At 43.0% G+C, this 16,112-nt stretch carries 18 protein-coding genes; 8 read left to right on the top strand and 10 right to left on the bottom strand.

What is annotated here, in order from left to right:
- Nucleotides 1-62: 62 nt before the first annotated feature.
- The 3 genes from ACVBIO_RS01960 to yjjX form a co-directional block, all read right to left on the bottom strand.
- A complete protein-coding gene (locus ACVBIO_RS01960) occupies nucleotides 63-1,106 on the bottom strand; it encodes an NADP(H)-dependent aldo-keto reductase (RefSeq protein WP_447162174.1) in 1,044 nt (347 codons plus the stop codon).
- A 76-nt stretch (nucleotides 1,107-1,182) separates the two neighbouring features.
- A complete protein-coding gene (locus ACVBIO_RS01955) occupies nucleotides 1,183-2,154 on the bottom strand; it encodes a bifunctional helix-turn-helix transcriptional regulator/GNAT family N-acetyltransferase (protein ID WP_447171851.1) in 972 nt (323 codons plus the stop codon).
- Nucleotides 2,155-2,247: 93 nt separating this feature from the next.
- On the bottom strand, nucleotides 2,248-2,787 hold the full coding sequence (yjjX, locus tag ACVBIO_RS01950) for an inosine/xanthosine triphosphatase (protein ID WP_447162172.1): 540 nt from the start codon (nucleotides 2,785-2,787) through the stop codon (nucleotides 2,248-2,250).
- Nucleotides 2,788-3,343: 556 nt separating this feature from the next.
- On the opposite strand from yjjX, the gene ACVBIO_RS01945 reads away from it, so the two are divergent.
- Both ACVBIO_RS01945 and ACVBIO_RS01940 read left to right on the top strand, forming a co-directional pair.
- The gene (locus ACVBIO_RS01945) at nucleotides 3,344-4,630 is read left to right on the top strand and encodes an aromatic amino acid transport family protein (RefSeq protein ID WP_447162171.1); all 1,287 of its coding nucleotides are present in this window, start codon (nucleotides 3,344-3,346) and stop codon (nucleotides 4,628-4,630) included.
- A 172-nt stretch (nucleotides 4,631-4,802) separates the two neighbouring features.
- Complete coding sequence (locus ACVBIO_RS01940) at nucleotides 4,803-6,170, top strand: L-serine ammonia-lyase (RefSeq protein WP_447162170.1); 1,368 nt, start codon at nucleotides 4,803-4,805, stop codon at nucleotides 6,168-6,170.
- Between the two features lie 102 nt (nucleotides 6,171-6,272).
- On the opposite strand, the gene ACVBIO_RS01935 is transcribed toward ACVBIO_RS01940, so the two are convergent.
- Nucleotides 6,273-6,716, bottom strand: a complete 444-nt coding sequence (locus tag ACVBIO_RS01935) for an N-acetyltransferase family protein (protein WP_447162169.1) — start codon at nucleotides 6,714-6,716, stop codon at nucleotides 6,273-6,275.
- Between the two features lie 157 nt (nucleotides 6,717-6,873).
- Here ACVBIO_RS01935 and ACVBIO_RS01930 point away from each other — a divergent pair, with 157 nt between their 5' ends.
- The gene (locus tag ACVBIO_RS01930; RefSeq protein WP_447162168.1) at nucleotides 6,874-7,107 is read left to right on the top strand and encodes a hypothetical protein; all 234 of its coding nucleotides are present in this window, start codon (nucleotides 6,874-6,876) and stop codon (nucleotides 7,105-7,107) included.
- A 168-nt stretch (nucleotides 7,108-7,275) separates the two neighbouring features.
- Nucleotides 7,276-8,574 carry a dicarboxylate/amino acid:cation symporter gene (locus ACVBIO_RS01925; protein WP_447162167.1) on the top strand — a complete coding sequence of 433 codons (1,299 nt, stop codon included), beginning with the start codon at nucleotides 7,276-7,278 and terminating at the stop codon, nucleotides 8,572-8,574.
- Between the two features lie 215 nt (nucleotides 8,575-8,789).
- Here ACVBIO_RS01925 and ACVBIO_RS01920 read toward each other — a convergent pair whose 3' ends face one another.
- Entirely contained in the window at nucleotides 8,790-9,203 is a 414-nt protein-coding gene (locus ACVBIO_RS01920) for an META domain-containing protein (RefSeq protein ID WP_447162166.1), read from the bottom strand.
- A gap of 77 nt (nucleotides 9,204-9,280) precedes the next feature.
- On the opposite strand from ACVBIO_RS01920, the gene ACVBIO_RS01915 reads away from it, so the two are divergent.
- Entirely contained in the window at nucleotides 9,281-9,496 is a 216-nt protein-coding gene (locus tag ACVBIO_RS01915; protein ID WP_447162165.1) for a hypothetical protein, read from the top strand.
- A 477-nt stretch (nucleotides 9,497-9,973) separates the two neighbouring features.
- On the opposite strand, the gene ACVBIO_RS01910 is transcribed toward ACVBIO_RS01915, so the two are convergent.
- Nucleotides 9,974-10,894, bottom strand: coding sequence for a GGDEF domain-containing protein (locus ACVBIO_RS01910; protein WP_447171850.1), 921 nt, complete (start codon nucleotides 10,892-10,894; stop codon nucleotides 9,974-9,976).
- Between the two features lie 296 nt (nucleotides 10,895-11,190).
- Here ACVBIO_RS01910 and ACVBIO_RS01905 point away from each other — a divergent pair, with 296 nt between their 5' ends.
- The 3 genes from ACVBIO_RS01905 (at nucleotide 11,191) to ACVBIO_RS01895 (ending at nucleotide 13,205) form a co-directional block, all read left to right on the top strand.
- Entirely contained in the window at nucleotides 11,191-11,748 is a 558-nt protein-coding gene (locus ACVBIO_RS01905) for an N-acetyltransferase family protein (RefSeq protein ID WP_447162163.1), read from the top strand.
- Between the two features lie 8 nt (nucleotides 11,749-11,756).
- Nucleotides 11,757-12,107: a hypothetical protein gene (locus tag ACVBIO_RS01900; RefSeq protein WP_447171849.1), complete on the top strand. Its 351-nt coding sequence runs from the start codon at nucleotides 11,757-11,759 to the stop codon at nucleotides 12,105-12,107.
- A gap of 402 nt (nucleotides 12,108-12,509) precedes the next feature.
- Entirely contained in the window at nucleotides 12,510-13,205 is a 696-nt protein-coding gene (locus ACVBIO_RS01895; RefSeq protein ID WP_447171848.1) for a VC0807 family protein, read from the top strand.
- Nucleotides 13,206-13,285: 80 nt separating this feature from the next.
- Here ACVBIO_RS01895 and ACVBIO_RS01890 read toward each other — a convergent pair whose 3' ends face one another.
- The 4 genes from ACVBIO_RS01890 to ACVBIO_RS01875 form a co-directional block, all read right to left on the bottom strand.
- On the bottom strand, nucleotides 13,286-13,495 hold the full coding sequence (locus tag ACVBIO_RS01890) for a hypothetical protein (RefSeq protein ID WP_447171847.1): 210 nt from the start codon (nucleotides 13,493-13,495) through the stop codon (nucleotides 13,286-13,288).
- Between the two features lie 178 nt (nucleotides 13,496-13,673).
- Complete coding sequence (locus tag ACVBIO_RS01885) at nucleotides 13,674-14,465, bottom strand: hypothetical protein (protein WP_447171846.1); 792 nt, start codon at nucleotides 14,463-14,465, stop codon at nucleotides 13,674-13,676.
- Between the two features lie 79 nt (nucleotides 14,466-14,544).
- Nucleotides 14,545-14,979 carry a hypothetical protein gene (locus ACVBIO_RS01880; protein ID WP_447171845.1) on the bottom strand — a complete coding sequence of 145 codons (435 nt, stop codon included), beginning with the start codon at nucleotides 14,977-14,979 and terminating at the stop codon, nucleotides 14,545-14,547.
- Between the two features lie 579 nt (nucleotides 14,980-15,558).
- Complete coding sequence (locus ACVBIO_RS01875; protein ID WP_447171844.1) at nucleotides 15,559-16,038, bottom strand: GNAT family N-acetyltransferase; 480 nt, start codon at nucleotides 16,036-16,038, stop codon at nucleotides 15,559-15,561.
- Nucleotides 16,039-16,112 lie beyond the last annotated feature (74 nt).

Below are 16,112 nucleotides of genomic sequence, written 5' to 3'. Positions count from 1 at the left end.
CGCTCAGATCTTGTAAGATCTAAGCGCCTAAAGCAAGGTTAGACTGCTAAAAGAGCCTGTTTTTATGGGCAAGGTAGGCGATAAATCAATGCCAGCTCATCTAAGCGTTGCATCAACTCTGGTGAAATAGTGCAGTTAATACTGTCGATATTCTGTTTTAACTGCTCAAGATTGGTAGCACCAATAATATTTGAAGCAACAAATTTTCTTGAATTAACAAAGGCTAGCGCCATTTGTGCTGGGTTCATATTAAATTCACGCGCCAGTTCAACATAGGCTTTAGTGGCCTCAAGTGCTAGCTCTGTACCGTTGTAACGTGCAAAACGCTTAAATAGCGTCATTCTCGCACCCTCTGGCCATTGGTTATCAAGGTACTTGCCCGATAGTGCGCCAAAAGCCAGCGGTGAATAAGCCAGTAGCGGTACTTCTTCGCGGTGGCTAATTTCAGCCATCCCCACTTCATAGCTGCGATTGAGCAGATTATAGGGGTTTTGCACCGAGACTATTTTAGGTAAGTCATGCTTCTCGGCTAAGCGCAGATACTCCATAAAGCCCCAAGGCGTTTCATTAGAGATCCCTATGTAGCGAATTTTGCCTGCATTGATGAGATCCGATAGTGCCTCTAAGGTATCGATAATCGGTGTAAGTTGCTCGTGCTCATCTTGCTGGTTATAGCTCAGCTCACCGAAAAAGTTCGTGTTTCTGTCTGGCCAGTGGATTTGGTATAAATCAATGGTATCGATTTGCAGACGCTCTAGAGAGGCGTCAACGGCGGCATGAATATTACGCCAATCTAGCGCCATATCTGGGCGAATATAATCACTCTTACCACCCGGTGCGGCCACCTTAGTCGCAATCACTAAGTTCTCTCGATTACCTCTTTGTTTAAGGTATTGACCTAAAATGCGCTCAGTTTCACCTTGAGTTTCAGCCTCGGGCGGTACTGGGTACATTTCAGCGGTGTCGATAAAGTTAATGCCTTTACCAATAGCATAATCGAGTTGTTCGAATGCTTGTGCCTGGGTGTTTTGTGCACCCCAAGTCATGGTACCTAAACAGATTTGACTAACATGTAAACTTGAATGCGAAAGACGTCTATATTCCATAAAAACTCTCTTATACCCGAAGGCTACTTTAACTTGAGGCTAGCAAGCTTTAGCGATAAAAACCATGAGTTTATCGTCAGTTTAATGTTTCTTTTATATAAAACGATTCGTCTACTGACAGCGAACGCAGCATGGCTATCTCACAGGCGTCATGGCCAGTATCACCCATTGGCCTATCGAGATGCTTAAAGCCTAGCGACTCATAGAGCTTAATCGCTTCAATAAGATTAGCAGTGGTTTCTAGATAACAGGAGGTATAACCTTGCTCACTAGCAAAACGGATGGCCTGCAAGGCTAGGCGCTTAGCAAACCCTTTGCCGCGCAGCTCGGTGGAGAAATACATCTTCTGTAGTTCACAGGTGTCAGCGTGTCCTGCCAATGGGGCGATGCCTGCACCGCCTAGGATCTTGCCCTCTAACTCTATGACCCAGTAATGGGCGTTTTGAGCCTGATAAACCTCACTCAAGCTATCTAGGGTCTTATCGGCTACGCCATAGCCTTTATCTGCTGTTAGGCCATATTCGGCGGAGACTTGGCGGATCACCTGGGCGATCTGCTCATTGTCCTGGGCTGTAATGCTTCTAATGCAATAGCCTTGCTGCGACTTAGATTGCATCACAGCTTTGTTATAACGTCTAAGTGATAGCTCTAGCTCGGCAATATGTTCAGCGGGGAGCTGGGCCATAATTTCACTAAACTGTAGGTTTTGCTGCTCATTTAACAGGGCCAGCTGCTTTTTGCCTTTGGGGCTAATTTGCACCACTAAACTGCGGTTGTCTCTTGGGTTAGATTGTGACTTGGCAAAGCCTTTATCGACCAGATGGCTGACGGCTCGACTCGCGTTGGATTTGTCGATATTGAGAATATCGGCCAATTGCTTAATAGAGTAGGTGTTCTCGCCTAACTCAATTAGCGTATGAGCTTGAACTGGGGAGAGAGGCTGATTACCGCAGGCAGCATTTAACATGCCTAGTTGACGGATAAGCTGCCTAGAGAGACGGCGTAATTGAGAAGCGACACAAGGGCTATTATCTTGAGCTTGATTCATCGAACAGTTCTTGTTTAGTTGCGATTAACACCTAACTTACGAGGACTACTTTTCAAAATCAAGTATCTTAAGATAAAAATAATAAATCGATGACTAATTAATGTACAGATGCGGGTGTAGCATAGGCGCCATGGCAAGAATGATCGCCTGGGTATAGTTCCCCTGACGCGTTGCATGACCTTCAGTGAGCAAGGCTATCGCGCCGCCTTTCTGTTTAATATTGACCGTATTGAACATGTCATCCATCACATGGCCTAGCTCTTGGCCTTGGGTTAACGCTTGATAAACCTGCATGGGTAAGGGCAGTTGTGCGCCGCGCCCCACGCTCACCTGTGCTTTATGTGCAATTGCGATATAGGCAAATGTCGCAGGACCATGATCAAACAAGTCAACGCCGCCTTCCATCGCAATATAGTAATCGGCTTGATAATTGTCCTGGCAATATTTGGCTCGATTGATTGCGCCTAGTTTTGTTTCTGCTTCACTCATCGGTTGGTCAGCCACTAATGACGGCGCATGCACTCCTTGACACTCGATATGGCAATCGGGAAAAAGGCGGGTTAAGGCGCTTTGAGCCGCACCCACTTTAACGGGATTCTTTGAGCCCACGATGATGGTTATTGTGTCTTTCATTTTGGTTATCTTTTCTCGAGTAGGGAACTCTTTTGTCCCACCAGTTTATTGTAATTTATCTTTATCTTCACCATTAAATAATTGGCCTGAAAAAGGATTAATTGTATGGATTTAACGCTGGTTAACTAATGTTCAATATAAATTAACAAAATTTATCATTAGATTACCTAATAAGAGGGTGAATTTTGCCTTTTAAAGCTGTGACACGCTTCAAAAACCGACATTGAGTTGATGGTCAGTGTCGGTAAATTGGTATTTTTGCGATCTATGTCCGTTCAGAAGTTTTCAAGATTAGAGGCTGTACATGAGTATTTCATGATTTACGTAAACTTAATGTTAGTTTAAGGTTCGATTCGGTTGCGTTTGTGATGAACAAATGAAAACTTATTACATCAAATAAGCGATCTAGCTCTCAATTTGATTACGATTTGAAAATCAATTACAGAATGTGAACCCAGATCAATATTTAGCGGATGCATTAGGATACTCTTAACCGCGAAATTACTCCTGAGATCAAAATTAAACGGTGCCTGTCAGCACCTTTAAGGTAACAAGAATGCAAAAAGACGCGATCTGTACACAAGAAGTGGTACAAAATGATACGGCAACGACTAAGTCAATGCCTTGGACACGTCAAGATACGACTTGGATGTTGAGTTTGTTCGGTACTGCTGTCGGTGCCGGAATTTTATTCCTACCAATTAACGCAGGTATGGGCGGTTTTTGGCCACTAATGATGATGGTTGCTATCATCGGTCCAATGACTTACCTCGCTCACCGTGGTTTGTCGCGTTTTGTTTGCTCATCAAGCAAGCCAGGCAGTGACATCACCCACGTAGTGGAAGAGCACTTTGGTGTGGGTGCGGGCAAGGCAATTACTTTGCTTTACTTCTTTGCTATCTACCCAATCGTTTTAATCTACGGTGTGGGTATTACCAACACTGTTGATAGCTTTATTGTAAACCAGCTAGGCATGGCATCACCACCACGCTTCATTTTATCAGGAGTATTAATTCTTGGCATGATGTCAGTGATGGTAGCGGGTGAAAAAATGATGCTTAAAGTGACTCAGCTATTGGTATACCCATTAGTTGCGATTTTAGCATTCATGTCTGTATATCTGATCCCTGATTGGAAAACAGATGCGCTACAAGTTGTGCCAGACACTGTAGACTTCTTAGGTACGGTTTGGTTGACTATCCCAGTACTAATTTTTGCCTTTAACCATTCGCCAGCGATCTCACAGTTCTCTGTGTCATTGAAGCGTGAACATGGTAAAAATGCAGCACGCAAAGCAGACGTGATCTTACGTAACACTACATTTATGTTGGTTGGTTTCGTGATGATGTTTGTAATTTCATGCGTATTAGCACTATCGCCAGCGCAACTTGCTGAAGCGAAATCGATGAACTTGCCAATTCTTTCTTACTTGGCAAACGTGCATGAAAGTGGCTTTGTAAGCTACTTCGGTCCATTCATTGCTTTCGTTGCGATTATCTCTTCATTCTTCGGTCACTACATGGGTGCGACTGAAGGCATGAAAGGGTTAATCACTAAGCAACTACGTTCGAGTGGAAAAGAAGTTTCTGATTCTAAACTGAACAAGTTTATTTTAGGTTTCATGTTCTTCACTATCTGGGGCGTGGCCATTATCAACCCAAGCATTTTGGGTATGATTGAAGCGCTAGGTGGTCCAATCATCGCTGCGATTCTTTACCTAATGCCAATGTATGCGATTCACAAAGTGCCAGCTCTAGCTGCATACCGTGGTCGTTTCAGCAACATCTTTGTTGTGGTTGCAGGTCTACTTGCTATGACTGCGATTCTGTTTGGTATGATGTAAAAAGATAACGCTAAAAGCTGGGTTGTTTCTTTATGCGATAGCATTTTGAGATAGCCTGGCTTTTTAATGTTTAAGCACTTGCTTAGGCGTTATCCATTAAGTTTTATGATTCCATTTGTTTGACTAAGCCAGGAGTTCTCCCGGTTTTTCCTCTTTTTCCCGAGGTGTTTTTATGTTTAGCGCATTTGATATTTTTAAGATAGGTGTGGGTCCATCGAGCTCTCATACTGTCGGGCCGATGAAGGCCGCCAAAGAGTTTATCGATGATGTTCGTCAAACGGGTCAGTTTGAACAAGTGACACGTTTGAGCGTAGAGATTTTTGGTTCTTTGTCGTTAACCGGTAAAGGGCACCATACCGATATCGCAATTATTGTGGGTCTAGGTGGTAACTCACCGCACGATGTAGATATTGACGGGATCCCAAGCTTTATTGCTGACGTCGAAAAAACGCACAAACTGCCAATGGGCATCGAAAAGCAGTTAGTCGACTTTGGTCACGATGCGGTTATCTTCCATAGCCACGCATTACCATTGCATGAAAACGGCATGATGTTGCACGCATACAGTGGCGACGACGTAGTATTAAGCAAGACATACTATTCAGTTGGCGGTGGCTTTATTGTTGAAGAATCACAATTTGGCAAAGAAGTTGAAAACCCAGTTGAAGTGCCATACCCGTTTAACTTTGCCGATGAGCTACTAGCGACCTGTAAAGAGACTGGCCTAAGCATCAGCACTATCATGTTCAAGAATGAACTGTGTTTCAACAGTGAAGAAGCGATTTACGATGGCTTTGGTGCAGTATGGGCAACCATGCATCAAGCAATTGAAAAAGGCTGTCAAACTGAAGGCGTACTAGCCGGTCCGCTACGAGTGGCTCGTCGCGCTCCAGCACTTTACCGCCAGTTACAAACGGGTGAGCGTCTATCTAGCGACCCAATGGAAATCGTTGATTGGATCAACGTATTTGCAATGGCAGTGAGTGAAGAAAACGCTGCCGGTGGCCGCGTAGTGACTTCACCAACTAACGGCGCAGCGGGTATTATCCCAGCTGTTCTTGCTTACTATGACAAGTTCATTAAGCCTGTTGGCAAGCAAGAGTACACTCGCTTCTTCCTAGCTGCGGCTGCAGTAGGTTCGCTATATAAGCGTAACGCTTCAATCTCTGGCGCTGAAGTTGGCTGTCAGGGTGAAGTTGGCGTGGCATGTTCTATGGCTGCAGCGGGTCTTGCTGAAATAATGGGGGCTAACCCTGAGCAAGTCTGTATGGCTGCTGAAATTGGCATGGAGCATAACTTAGGTCTAACTTGTGACCCAGTTGCTGGCCAAGTTCAAGTACCATGTATTGAGCGTAATGCGATTGCTGCTGTTAAAGCCATTAACTCATCACGTATGGCAATGCGCCGTAACTGCGCACCAAAGGTGAGCTTAGATAAAGTTATCGCGACTATGTATGAGACGGGCAAAGATATGCACGTTAAGTACCGTGAAACGAGCCAGGGCGGTTTAGCAATCAAAGTAACTAGCATCTGCGGTTAATTTTTGAAGTGAGCTAGGCGTTTACATGTAGTATCGCTGTCAAAAAAGCAAAAAGGCCATCAAATGATGGCCTTTTTCATATGTATTTTTTTTGATAAAAGCTTACTTTTCTTCGTACATCAAGTAGTAGCTTTGCTCCATACCTAAGGCGCTATAGGTGCGCTGAGCATTGGTATTTTCTTTTTCAACATAGAGTCTAAAACTGGCCGCGCCATCGTTTTCTGCAGCGATATCTTTAACGGCTTGATAGAGTTTGCCATAGATCCCCTGGCGGCGATTTTCAGGGCGAATATACACACTCTGGATCCAGTAATAGTCTTTAGCGCGCCAATCACTCCATTCAAATGTCACCATGAGTGAGCCTGCAATTTCACCGTCAACTTCAGCAACAAGGTAGAAACCTTTTTCGGCTGATGTCAGCAGGGTATTGACCCCTTTTGTCAGAGTTGTTGCATCTAAGACTAAGTTTTCTGTTTCCTCTGCCATTGCTTGATTAAAGTTAACCAGTGCTTGCAGATCTGCCATCTGACCTTTACGAATTATCATCTATCGGGTTCCTTTTTTCGCTCACTTTAACATGAAGTTTAAGCCTCTCAGATATTTTTTTAACTATTCTTATTCGACTAAAGTCTAACCATGGTTATTCGACTAAAGTCGAACTCTGCTAGACTTTTTCTATGGCCCTCATCTAAGTGGAGTCGCGATGAAAAAGGAACAAGAGATTAAACATGTGTGGCATTTTGTACTGACGTTACTCACTCTAGGGCTTTGGGGTATCGTTTGGTGGTGGCTGATTTTACGTGCCGAAGGTAAAGCGATATTTTCAGGTTTCGATGATGCTTATTGGAGCTATCTTATTGAGCGAGATCAGCCTCCCGCTGCACTTCATCAAATGCATTTCTCTAAAAATGTGAAAACCTCAAAATTTGATGCATAAAATTATGAATTCCTCAGTGCGTTAGCGGTTATTGTTGTAGCTAATCCATGGGATTTATCGGCGTGATACAGATCATCTCTCACTTCTAAAGCTTATGCTAAACTGCCGCGTTATTTTGAACTAGTCATGTGCTGGTAGTCCTCCCTTTAAATGTTTCAAGGTTTAAATATGTCAAGTCAACAACCTTCACTGGTGAAAAAAGTGTGGTCGAGCTGGATGTCTGTGCCGCTATGGTTACAGATAATGATAGGTATGCTGTTAGGTATTTTAACGGGTATCGGCTTAGGTGAGCAGGCGACCTACTTGAAACCAATTGGAACGCTATTTGTAAATACAATCAAGATGTTGATTGTGCCATTAGTGTTCTGTTCTTTAATTGTCGGCGTGACCTCAATGCAAGATACTGCAAAGATGGGCCGCATTGGTTTCAAGTCGTTCGCTTTCTACTTAGGCACAACCTCTATTGCAATCACAGTAGGCTTAGCCGTTGGTCACTTTATGCAGCCCGGTGTTGGCTTAGATATGGTGGCTCACGAAACAACGGAAGTGGTTAAGCAAGCGCCATCAATCATGCAAACCTTGATTGATATCGTACCGACTAACCCGATTGCAGCGCTAGCAAATGGGCAAATTCTACAAGTGATTGTGTTTGCCGTCGCGCTAGGCGTTGCTTTGGTGTTGATTGGTGAGCATGGCAAACCTGCCATCAAGGTGTTTGAGAGCTTAGCCGAGGCTATGTATAAGCTGACTGATATGGTGATGAAGTTAGCACCATACGGTGTATTTGGTTTGATGGCTTGGGTAGCAGGTGAATATGGCGTTGATATGTTGATGCCGTTAATCAAGGTGATTATTGCCGTTTACATTGGCTGCTTCTTGCATGTTGTGGGCTTCTACAGTTTTGTTTTAGTGGTGTTTGCTAAGCTCAATCCTATTCAATTTTTTAAAGGTATTAGCAATGCACTTGCGGTGGCATTCACAACATCAAGCTCTGCGGGCACCTTACCTGCGAGTATGAAGTGTGCTAGCGAATACCTAGGTGTTAACAAGAAAATCTCAAGCTTTGTATTGCCACTTGGCACCACGATTAACATGGACGGCACAGCGCTTTATCAAGGCGTAACGGCATTGTTTGTTGCACAAGCTTTTGGTATCGATTTAACCTGGGTTGATTATCTCACTATTATTTTAACGGCAACGTTAGCCTCAATCGGCACCGCAGGTGTGCCAGGTGCGGGCCTTGTAATGCTAACGTTAGTATTGACCACCGTTGGTTTACCACTTGAAGGTGTCGCCCTAATTGCCGGTATCGACCGTATCTTGGATATGGCACGTACCGTAGTGAACGTGTCTGGCGATCTAGTGGCAACGACCGTGATTGCAAAATCAGAAGGTGAAATTGATGTTGAACATTACAACGCCAATGCTGAAGACAGCGCTGAAATGGCAGAAAAGCTAAAGTCTTAAGTAGCCTTTGCCAAGATGAGTTTTAACGTATAAAAAAACCGCCTACAGGCGGTTTTTTTGTGTCTGGAACACTTATGACGATTTACCAAGGACGGTAAAAAATCGTCTTTATGTCATAAATGTCTTATCTCACTGCTAACAAACTGGCTCCCATGAAACATGCCATGAAACGTCTTGCGAACAAAAGCTCGCCCAGCAATGATTTAAAATGAGTCTTACTTTTTACTGAGTACCATAACTGTATTGTCATCAGCATCTTTTAACACTAACTTACCTTTTGCCATTTCAGCTTGAGTGACTTTAGGCATCGCTTGCATTACACGTTGCTCTTGCGCCATCAAAGCATCGACACAGGCTTTCATTGTGCTACCAGCGGGTTGTAATTGCAGTGATTGACCAGATAGTACATAACCACCGAAAAAGTTATTACAACTGTTGTTACCGGTTAGATTACCTTCGGCATCAAAAATCAGTTCTGCAGGGCTATAATCGATGACAGGCTGACCTTGTGCTGACTCAATGTGCCATGTACCTTCAATGGCTAAATCCTCTACTTGAGTTTGAGGCGTTGATTGACAAGCTGCTAAACCCAATAGCAAACTTGCTACGATTAAGGATTGTTTTATCATGTTCTTGATCCAAAGTGGTTAATATCAATATCTTGTGAATATATTAGTCTAAAATCGATAATAAAAGGCGGTTGGCAGTGCAAAAAAGTGTAATTAAAACCCTAAAAATATTCCATTGGATAGGGTTAAGCATGCTGTTGTGTGCACTTGGTATCTATTTTATGTCCAATATGTCACAACAAGTTGAAGGCATGGTTATTATTGCGAGTTTGTCAGGATTAGGAATGGTGATGATGTCGCCGTTTCCTATCGCACTATTTTTAGAGTGGGCACAAAAGCAAAATCAACAATAGCGGTTTAACTTTGAACCTAGAACCTAGAGCGCTCGAAACTCGCTGCGAGGACGCTTCGCGGCTAGAGCGGACTTCGTCCTGCTATACAATCAGAAGAGGGCATTGTGTTTTTTATGTAGGTTGGGCTTTAGCCCATCACAGATGACGGCATAAATGCCGACCTACAAAAATGCTTTAAAGAGCCAGGAGCCAAGAACACTCGTAAAGTCGCGGCTAGAGCGGACTTTGTTCTGCTATACAATCAAAAGAGGGCATTGTGTTTTTTATGTAGGTTGGGCTTTAGCCCATCACAGATGACGGCATAAATACCGTTCTACACAAGCGTCTATGTGGTCTTTCCGGCTCTTTTTTGTCTTTGCCTTTCAGCTTTTACCGTCTTAGCATTTTCTAGAACCTAGAACCTAGAACCTAGGACCTAGAACCTAGAACCTAGGAACTTCTATTAACCCTGCTTCTCCTTGCATCCAGGGCCTTCTATTAACCCCGATTTCTTTCAAGATCTGCAGTCGCTTGCTCCTGCATCGGAATTAACGTTAATTGAGTGTCTGGGGTAAAAAAGCATTTGCCTGTGACAAGATTAATTTCTGGTGCTTCCTTGCTGAGTCGTTTGCGCAAACGGGCGATTAAACTGTCTAAGTTAGACTCGTTATCAACAAAGGCGAGAATAATAAATTGCTGGTTTTGAATTCGCGCCGATATATCAGCTTCACGCATGCTTTCTGAAATAACCCTAGCCATAATTCGAATACGTTGTGTCTCGGTGTATTTCTGATGTTGGGAAGAGGGGACATCTTCTAGAATAATAATCCCGGCATGAGAGCCAAAGCGGCGACTCAAGCTTAACTGCCTAGGAGCCATTAAATTGAAGCCGTAAGGATTGAGCATACAGGTAAGTTCGTCCTGAACCGACATTCTCTGCAGCTGCTCCATCATATACATCTGCTTCAATTCACCTTGAATAAGTGCTTTTACCGTTTCGCAGACCGCTGCAGAGGTCGCACTGATTTTATCACTGGCGGGGTTACAGATCACAAGGCAACCAAATAGTCTGCCATCAGGCCAAGTGAGCTTGATAGCGAGTAATGTGTTAAAAACAGCAAAGCTGCCACCGAGCTTAGCGGGTTCAAATGGCACTAACCCGTAGCTGACTGTTTCGCAAATGGCATCAATAAGCCCTTCTCTTTCGAGCATATCGCCAGCGGCAAAGGCGTTACCTGTCTGCTGGGGACTGCTACATGTTATTTGGCCTCTATCACCATTAGACTGAAGAATAACTGTGGCTTCAGATTGATAAAGGTCGTTAATTAAGTCTACTTGTTGTTGCCATCTCGGCAAGCTAATAGCAGGATGATCCTGTTCCCTAATCCAAATGTTATGATTGATTTTTTGCGCTAACATGAGTGAGCTCGCTTATTGTTATGGAGGCCTAGACAGGCTTTTATCAAGCTTATATCGCCAAATAACTATACGGGCTTTGCTGGGTTATTTGAATGTTAAATATGTAAAAACCTGATCTGTATCTGGCTAAGTAATGCTCATCTGGTCACTTTGGTTAAGGATTTACAGTTTTATGCACTTCCTTAAAAAATAACGATAGTTTGAAGCCTAACGACCCTCACGATTATTCAGTTATAATTGCTAGTTAATTAGTGTTTTTACTCCAACAGAACCAAGATTGAGTGTAGAAGACAGAGATGAATATAAGACGTGCAAAAACCGCCGATATCGCAACCTTAGTTGCACTGGAGCAAGAACACTTACAAGATGAGCTTGTTGCCGATAAGCGCGACAATTCACTTGAGGGGCAATCGTTCACGCAGGCCGATTTAACGACATTGGTGGATCAGCATTGGGTGGTTGTGGCTGAAGTTGAAGGTGCTATAGTCGGTTATGTTATTGCGGGGCGATGGTCTTTCTTCAAGCAATGGCCTATCTATCGTAACTTGCTAAATCGTTTACCTCGTCTTGATTATGAGCGCGCAAAACTCACCGAGAAGAACTGCTGTCAATATGGGCCAATATGGATTGATAGTCGTCATCGCGGCCAGGGCATATTTGAAGCACTTGTGAGCTATATTAAAAAACTGGTCGCTAATGAACTGCCTTATATGTTGACCTTTATCGCAGAAGACAACGCAGGCTCGTTTGCCGCACATACTCGTAAAGGCGGTATGCAAGTTGTCGATTATATTAGTTATGATGGCCGTGATTATTACTTGCTTGTATTGCCAACCAGCGAAAGCTTTTTTTAAGGATTTTTATGTTATCTGAATCAGTAGCAGCCATTTTCTCTCCGTATCTAACATTAAACTTATCTGGGTTTGATAACCTTAAGTTGGTGGTTGCGGTATTAACGGCCCAAGGCCAAGAGTGTCATGCGCTAGAAGCAGAATTAACCTTTGAAGGTAAAACACAAACTGCGTACTTAGTGCGTTGGCACACGCATTTTATCTATTGTGGTCGAACTAACTCTTACGGCAATGCGATTGATGAAGTAGCGAGTTTAGATGACATTAATCCAGAGTCGATACAGGTTCTACAACCGCCAGTCTTGTCGATGCAACAAGTTGAGTTTATGTGCATGGAAAACGCACATTTTGATCATTGTTGATAGAGAGTGTCAGCCTCTTGTTCACACTCTATAAAGCGGGGCAACGGCTTCCTCTGTTTACGCTCTTTTTATAAATAGTTTCCAATCCATTTCGATAATCGCCATAGATAACAGCTGTTTTTTATGGCGATTGGAGTTTGCTCAACGGAATGGTTATTCGGCATAGAAGAGTCGCCAACTTTCTTTTGTACAGTTTCAGACATTGTAGCGGCTAACATGCTGAGTCTCAGTTATGTTTGAACAAGAGTGACTCCTGAGGTAGAAAAAGGTATTTTTACGCCCTTGTACGCGGTTTAGTATCAATGCTGGCATCATAGAGTGGCTAGTCTAAGATCATAGAAGCAGCGCTGGTTTATCTTTAAATTTTTTCGAAGCTTATATGCTTCGGCTGGAAAACAACATATGAGTAGTACATCGACACATAAACCTCGGCCTATGGTTGACCTGTTAGTGAGTATCGTCATCCCCGCTTTTATTCTAATGAAGCTAAGTGGTGATGATCAGCTCGGGGCGAGTGGTGGATTAATGTTGGCGTTAAGCTTTCCGCTAGGGTGGGGCATATTTGAGCTAATAAAGTATAAAAAGTTTAATTTTATTGCTCTGCTTGGCTTAGCCAATGTGCTGCTAACCGGCGGCATTGGTTTACTGGAGCTTGACCTTAAATGGTTGGCAATTAAAGAAGCCGCGATTCCAGCCGCTATCGGCATTGCAGTGCTTATTTCGACTTTTACTTCTAAGCCACTAATTAAAGTCCTGGTCTTTAATCCAGCGGTGATGGACGTAGATAAGATCATGAAGCGCTTACAACAGAACAATTGTATGGCGGCGTTTGAAAAGCGACTCATGACAGCCACCTATTTTGTTGCCGGCTCGTTTGCGTTCTCGGCCACCATGAATTACATATTGGCGAAATGGATAGTCACCAGCCCTACTGGGACCCCTGAGTTCAATGAACAGCTGGGGCAATTGAGCTTATACAGTTACCCAATGATTGCCGTGCCATCGATGTTGATGATGATGGGCACCTTTTATTATTTATGGCGCACGATTCGAGATTTAACCGGGCTTAAATTGGAAGAGGTTTTGGCCAATCAGTGATGGTTGTCAGGTTGCGTCTGACTTTACGCTTTACAGCGGGAAGCAATCAAACTTCGTTTGACCTTTGAGTTAGACTGCGTCTAACAATTAACGTCGTGGCGTTGCCACATTGGTAATGCATCAGGCTGCGCCTGACAAAAGTCGTGAGCTTCCAGCTCACACTCGGGCAAAAGGGGGACAACAGCTTCCCCCTCTTGCATCACCCGAGCCGCCCCGACGAAGTTACATGCATTAGATACGGGCCTCATGCTCCAATAAAAATTGCCTAACGGCTCAGATGGGACATCCATGTCCCGCCGAGCCTGAACCATCATCCATGATGGTTCTACGGCATTTTCATCTCCGCACTTCGGCAACTCCGATGGGGATTTGGCGTTTTCTGTGAGTCTTGTAGAAAGTTTAATCTGACCACACTTATCCAATGAATTAGTAGCTCTATGGTATTTAGCCATGGTCGTTCGTTAGTGCTTAGATCCCAAACTGTTTGACAACTTCATCAAACACGCGAAGATCAGATTTTATTATAGTTCTAACTTCTTTAGCTCGACGTGCCTTACCGAAGTGAACGCTAGAGTTACGTAATTTGTTGATTGCTTTGAAATTTTGTAAGTTAAGCTCTAACGACTTATCCAGCTGTAAAAGTTCCAAATAAGTAACTAGTTTACCGAGACCTAAACTGCTATCGTTGTCCAACAGGTTTCGTTTAACGTCATTTTCAAGCAAAAGCTGATATAAAATCGCTTCACTAATTACTCCTGCGAGTATTGCACAAGTGCTGTATTGTTCATGTTTGAAGTTAATTCTATATTGTTCATAGAACGTTTTAATGTAATCGCAAAAGGGACTTGTTACTGCAATTTCGGATTTGATCGAGCCAGTAATTTTGTTTTTAGGTATCGGCACTATTGTATTTAGCAAAATTTTGGTGGGAATCAGTCTTAGTACCCCTCCTATTGCCACATCGTTCCAATGTTCAGATAAGCAGTCATGAGTAAAAAACCATTGTAGATATTCTTCCGTGATACCAAGGTCAATGCCCTTTTTAGACAGTACGAAAGGGATAACACTATATTTTGATAACTTAGGTTTATCTAATCGACGAAAGATAAAATTACCCTGTATAGCTGGGGCAAGAACTAATGTTCCTGCTGGTATCTCGGTTTCACTTTTGGGTATATCTTCGATTAAGCTTGAAAGAACAGCAGTTTTTGAACCTATAAAGTTTATACTTATGATTTTTTTTATGTTTGTTGAATCCAAACTCACTTCCATCCATGGCTGTTAATTGTCAAATTAAACGAACAATAGCTTTCTATTTTTTGTTTCGTTTTAAGGCTTATTAGGTACAAGCCTGAATTGGTGCTAAATAACAAAATATTGGAGAGGCATAACCCCAAATAAATGTACCTATGCCACCCAAGATAATTTCAAGCTTAGTTAATCGCTCATACTTTTCTTCGTTATTTTTAATCGATTGTTCTACGTTAGGCACATTAACTTTTAAAGCAATAAAAGGTTCAGCGTTCATATCTCTGACCTGCGTGCCCATTTCTTCGACTGCAGAATTATACTTTAATAATGACTCTGATAGTTTCTTGCGTCTAGCTAAACCAAATTTCCAAAATGTTGAAATAGCTATGATAACAACTAATGAGCCAGATCTTTCTAACCATGACCAATCTAAGCTTATGATTGAAACTAAAAGTCCGCTAGCAATACACAAAATTGCCAAAGATATAATTAAAATCTCTGTTTTGTATTTAGAGATGTTCAAAAAAACTCCATTTATATAGTGGGCATACACGTATATTTGCTCATCGCGTATGCTCATTTAATAACCCTGTTATCTTAGTTGTGACGAAGTAAAGTTATGGATTAATAAGTACTTTACCAGAGTCGTGCACGATAAACGAGCAAAAGGCCGAAAAGTGAACATTGGTACTGATGCTGATTCGAAGCAATACTTATAAAGGGAAAAGTGACTTATGAAACTAACAGAAAACACCTATTCCCCATCGGAGTTGCCGAAAGACGTAGATGAAAATGCCGTGGAGCATCATGGATGATGGCTCAGGCTCGGGGGGACATGGATGTCCCATCTGAGCCGTTAGGCGATTTTTATTGGAGTATGAGGCTCGTATCTAATGCATGTAACTTCGTCGGGGCGTCATGGTGGATGCAAGGAGGATAAGGACGAGCAGTCCTCCTTGCCCGGGTGTGGGATGGAATTCCACGACGTTGGTCAGGTGCAGCCTGATAAGTGGCATGGCCACGACTTTAGTTGTTAGACGCAGTCTAACTATAAGGTCAAACGAAGCTTGATTGCGTCAAAGGCCGTAAGGCCTCATCCCCACTAGACAGTGGGAACAATACCCATTAAAACAAGTTCCTTATCAGAACCTTGATATTTCAAAAACAATTGTTGAATATCATTTGGTGCTGATGACACAGCGCAAAACCCATGTTGTGAATAAAACCCTTCTAAATGCGCCAAAGCAAAAATATACGTCTTACCATCACTGAGAACGGATGAAAGTTCATCCATCAACTTATCCCCCACACCTTGGCCGCGAAAATCGGGATGCACCAACATGCCGGTTAAAATAGCTAACTGACCAATAGGCCGAATACGGGCGCTGGCTACTATCTCAGAGCAAATAGTTTTAGAGGAAGTGAATTCGCCAACACTATCAAGGTTTGGGTCAGTTTGCGTTAACACGCAGATAGACTCTTTCTGCAACAAGCGTGCATAAGGCATATGCTGGCGATAGAACTTCTTCACCTCGATACGCTCATCAGGCGCTAACCAAGTTAATTGCAGCTTTGTATTCATTGCAGTTGTCATAAACAAAATGGTTTTGGCTTAGTCTTCAAAGCAAGATTGTCGCACCAAAGTGGAGTTACAGC

The organism is Shewanella sp. 0m-8 (genome assembly GCF_052977265.1).
The sequence above is the reverse complement of the archived record's forward strand: the minus strand, read 5'-3'. Positions and strand labels throughout refer to the sequence as shown.

Coding starts and splice junctions, on each gene's coding strand:
- ACVBIO_RS01960 (WP_447162174.1), bottom strand. CDS start 1,106: ATGGAATATAGACGTCTTTCGCATTCAAGTTTACATGTTAGTCAAATC.
- ACVBIO_RS01955 (WP_447171851.1), bottom strand. CDS start 2,154: ATGAATCAAGCTCAAGATAATAGCCCTTGTGTCGCTTCTCAATTACGC.
- yjjX (WP_447162172.1), bottom strand. CDS start 2,787: ATGAAAGACACAATAACCATCATCGTGGGCTCAAAGAATCCCGTTAAA.
- ACVBIO_RS01945 (WP_447162171.1), top strand. CDS start 3,344: ATGCAAAAAGACGCGATCTGTACACAAGAAGTGGTACAAAATGATACG.
- ACVBIO_RS01940 (WP_447162170.1), top strand. CDS start 4,803: ATGTTTAGCGCATTTGATATTTTTAAGATAGGTGTGGGTCCATCGAGC.
- ACVBIO_RS01935 (WP_447162169.1), bottom strand. CDS start 6,716: ATGATAATTCGTAAAGGTCAGATGGCAGATCTGCAAGCACTGGTTAAC.
- ACVBIO_RS01930 (WP_447162168.1), top strand. CDS start 6,874: ATGAAAAAGGAACAAGAGATTAAACATGTGTGGCATTTTGTACTGACG.
- ACVBIO_RS01925 (WP_447162167.1), top strand. CDS start 7,276: ATGTCAAGTCAACAACCTTCACTGGTGAAAAAAGTGTGGTCGAGCTGG.
- ACVBIO_RS01920 (WP_447162166.1), bottom strand. CDS start 9,203: ATGATAAAACAATCCTTAATCGTAGCAAGTTTGCTATTGGGTTTAGCA.
- ACVBIO_RS01910 (WP_447171850.1), bottom strand. CDS start 10,894: ATGTTAGCGCAAAAAATCAATCATAACATTTGGATTAGGGAACAGGAT.
- ACVBIO_RS01905 (WP_447162163.1), top strand. CDS start 11,191: ATGAATATAAGACGTGCAAAAACCGCCGATATCGCAACCTTAGTTGCA.
- ACVBIO_RS01900 (WP_447171849.1), top strand. CDS start 11,757: ATGTTATCTGAATCAGTAGCAGCCATTTTCTCTCCGTATCTAACATTA.
- ACVBIO_RS01895 (WP_447171848.1), top strand. CDS start 12,510: ATGAGTAGTACATCGACACATAAACCTCGGCCTATGGTTGACCTGTTA.
- ACVBIO_RS01890 (WP_447171847.1), bottom strand. CDS start 13,495: ATGGATGTCCCATCTGAGCCGTTAGGCAATTTTTATTGGAGCATGAGG.
- ACVBIO_RS01875 (WP_447171844.1), bottom strand. CDS start 16,038: ATGAATACAAAGCTGCAATTAACTTGGTTAGCGCCTGATGAGCGTATC.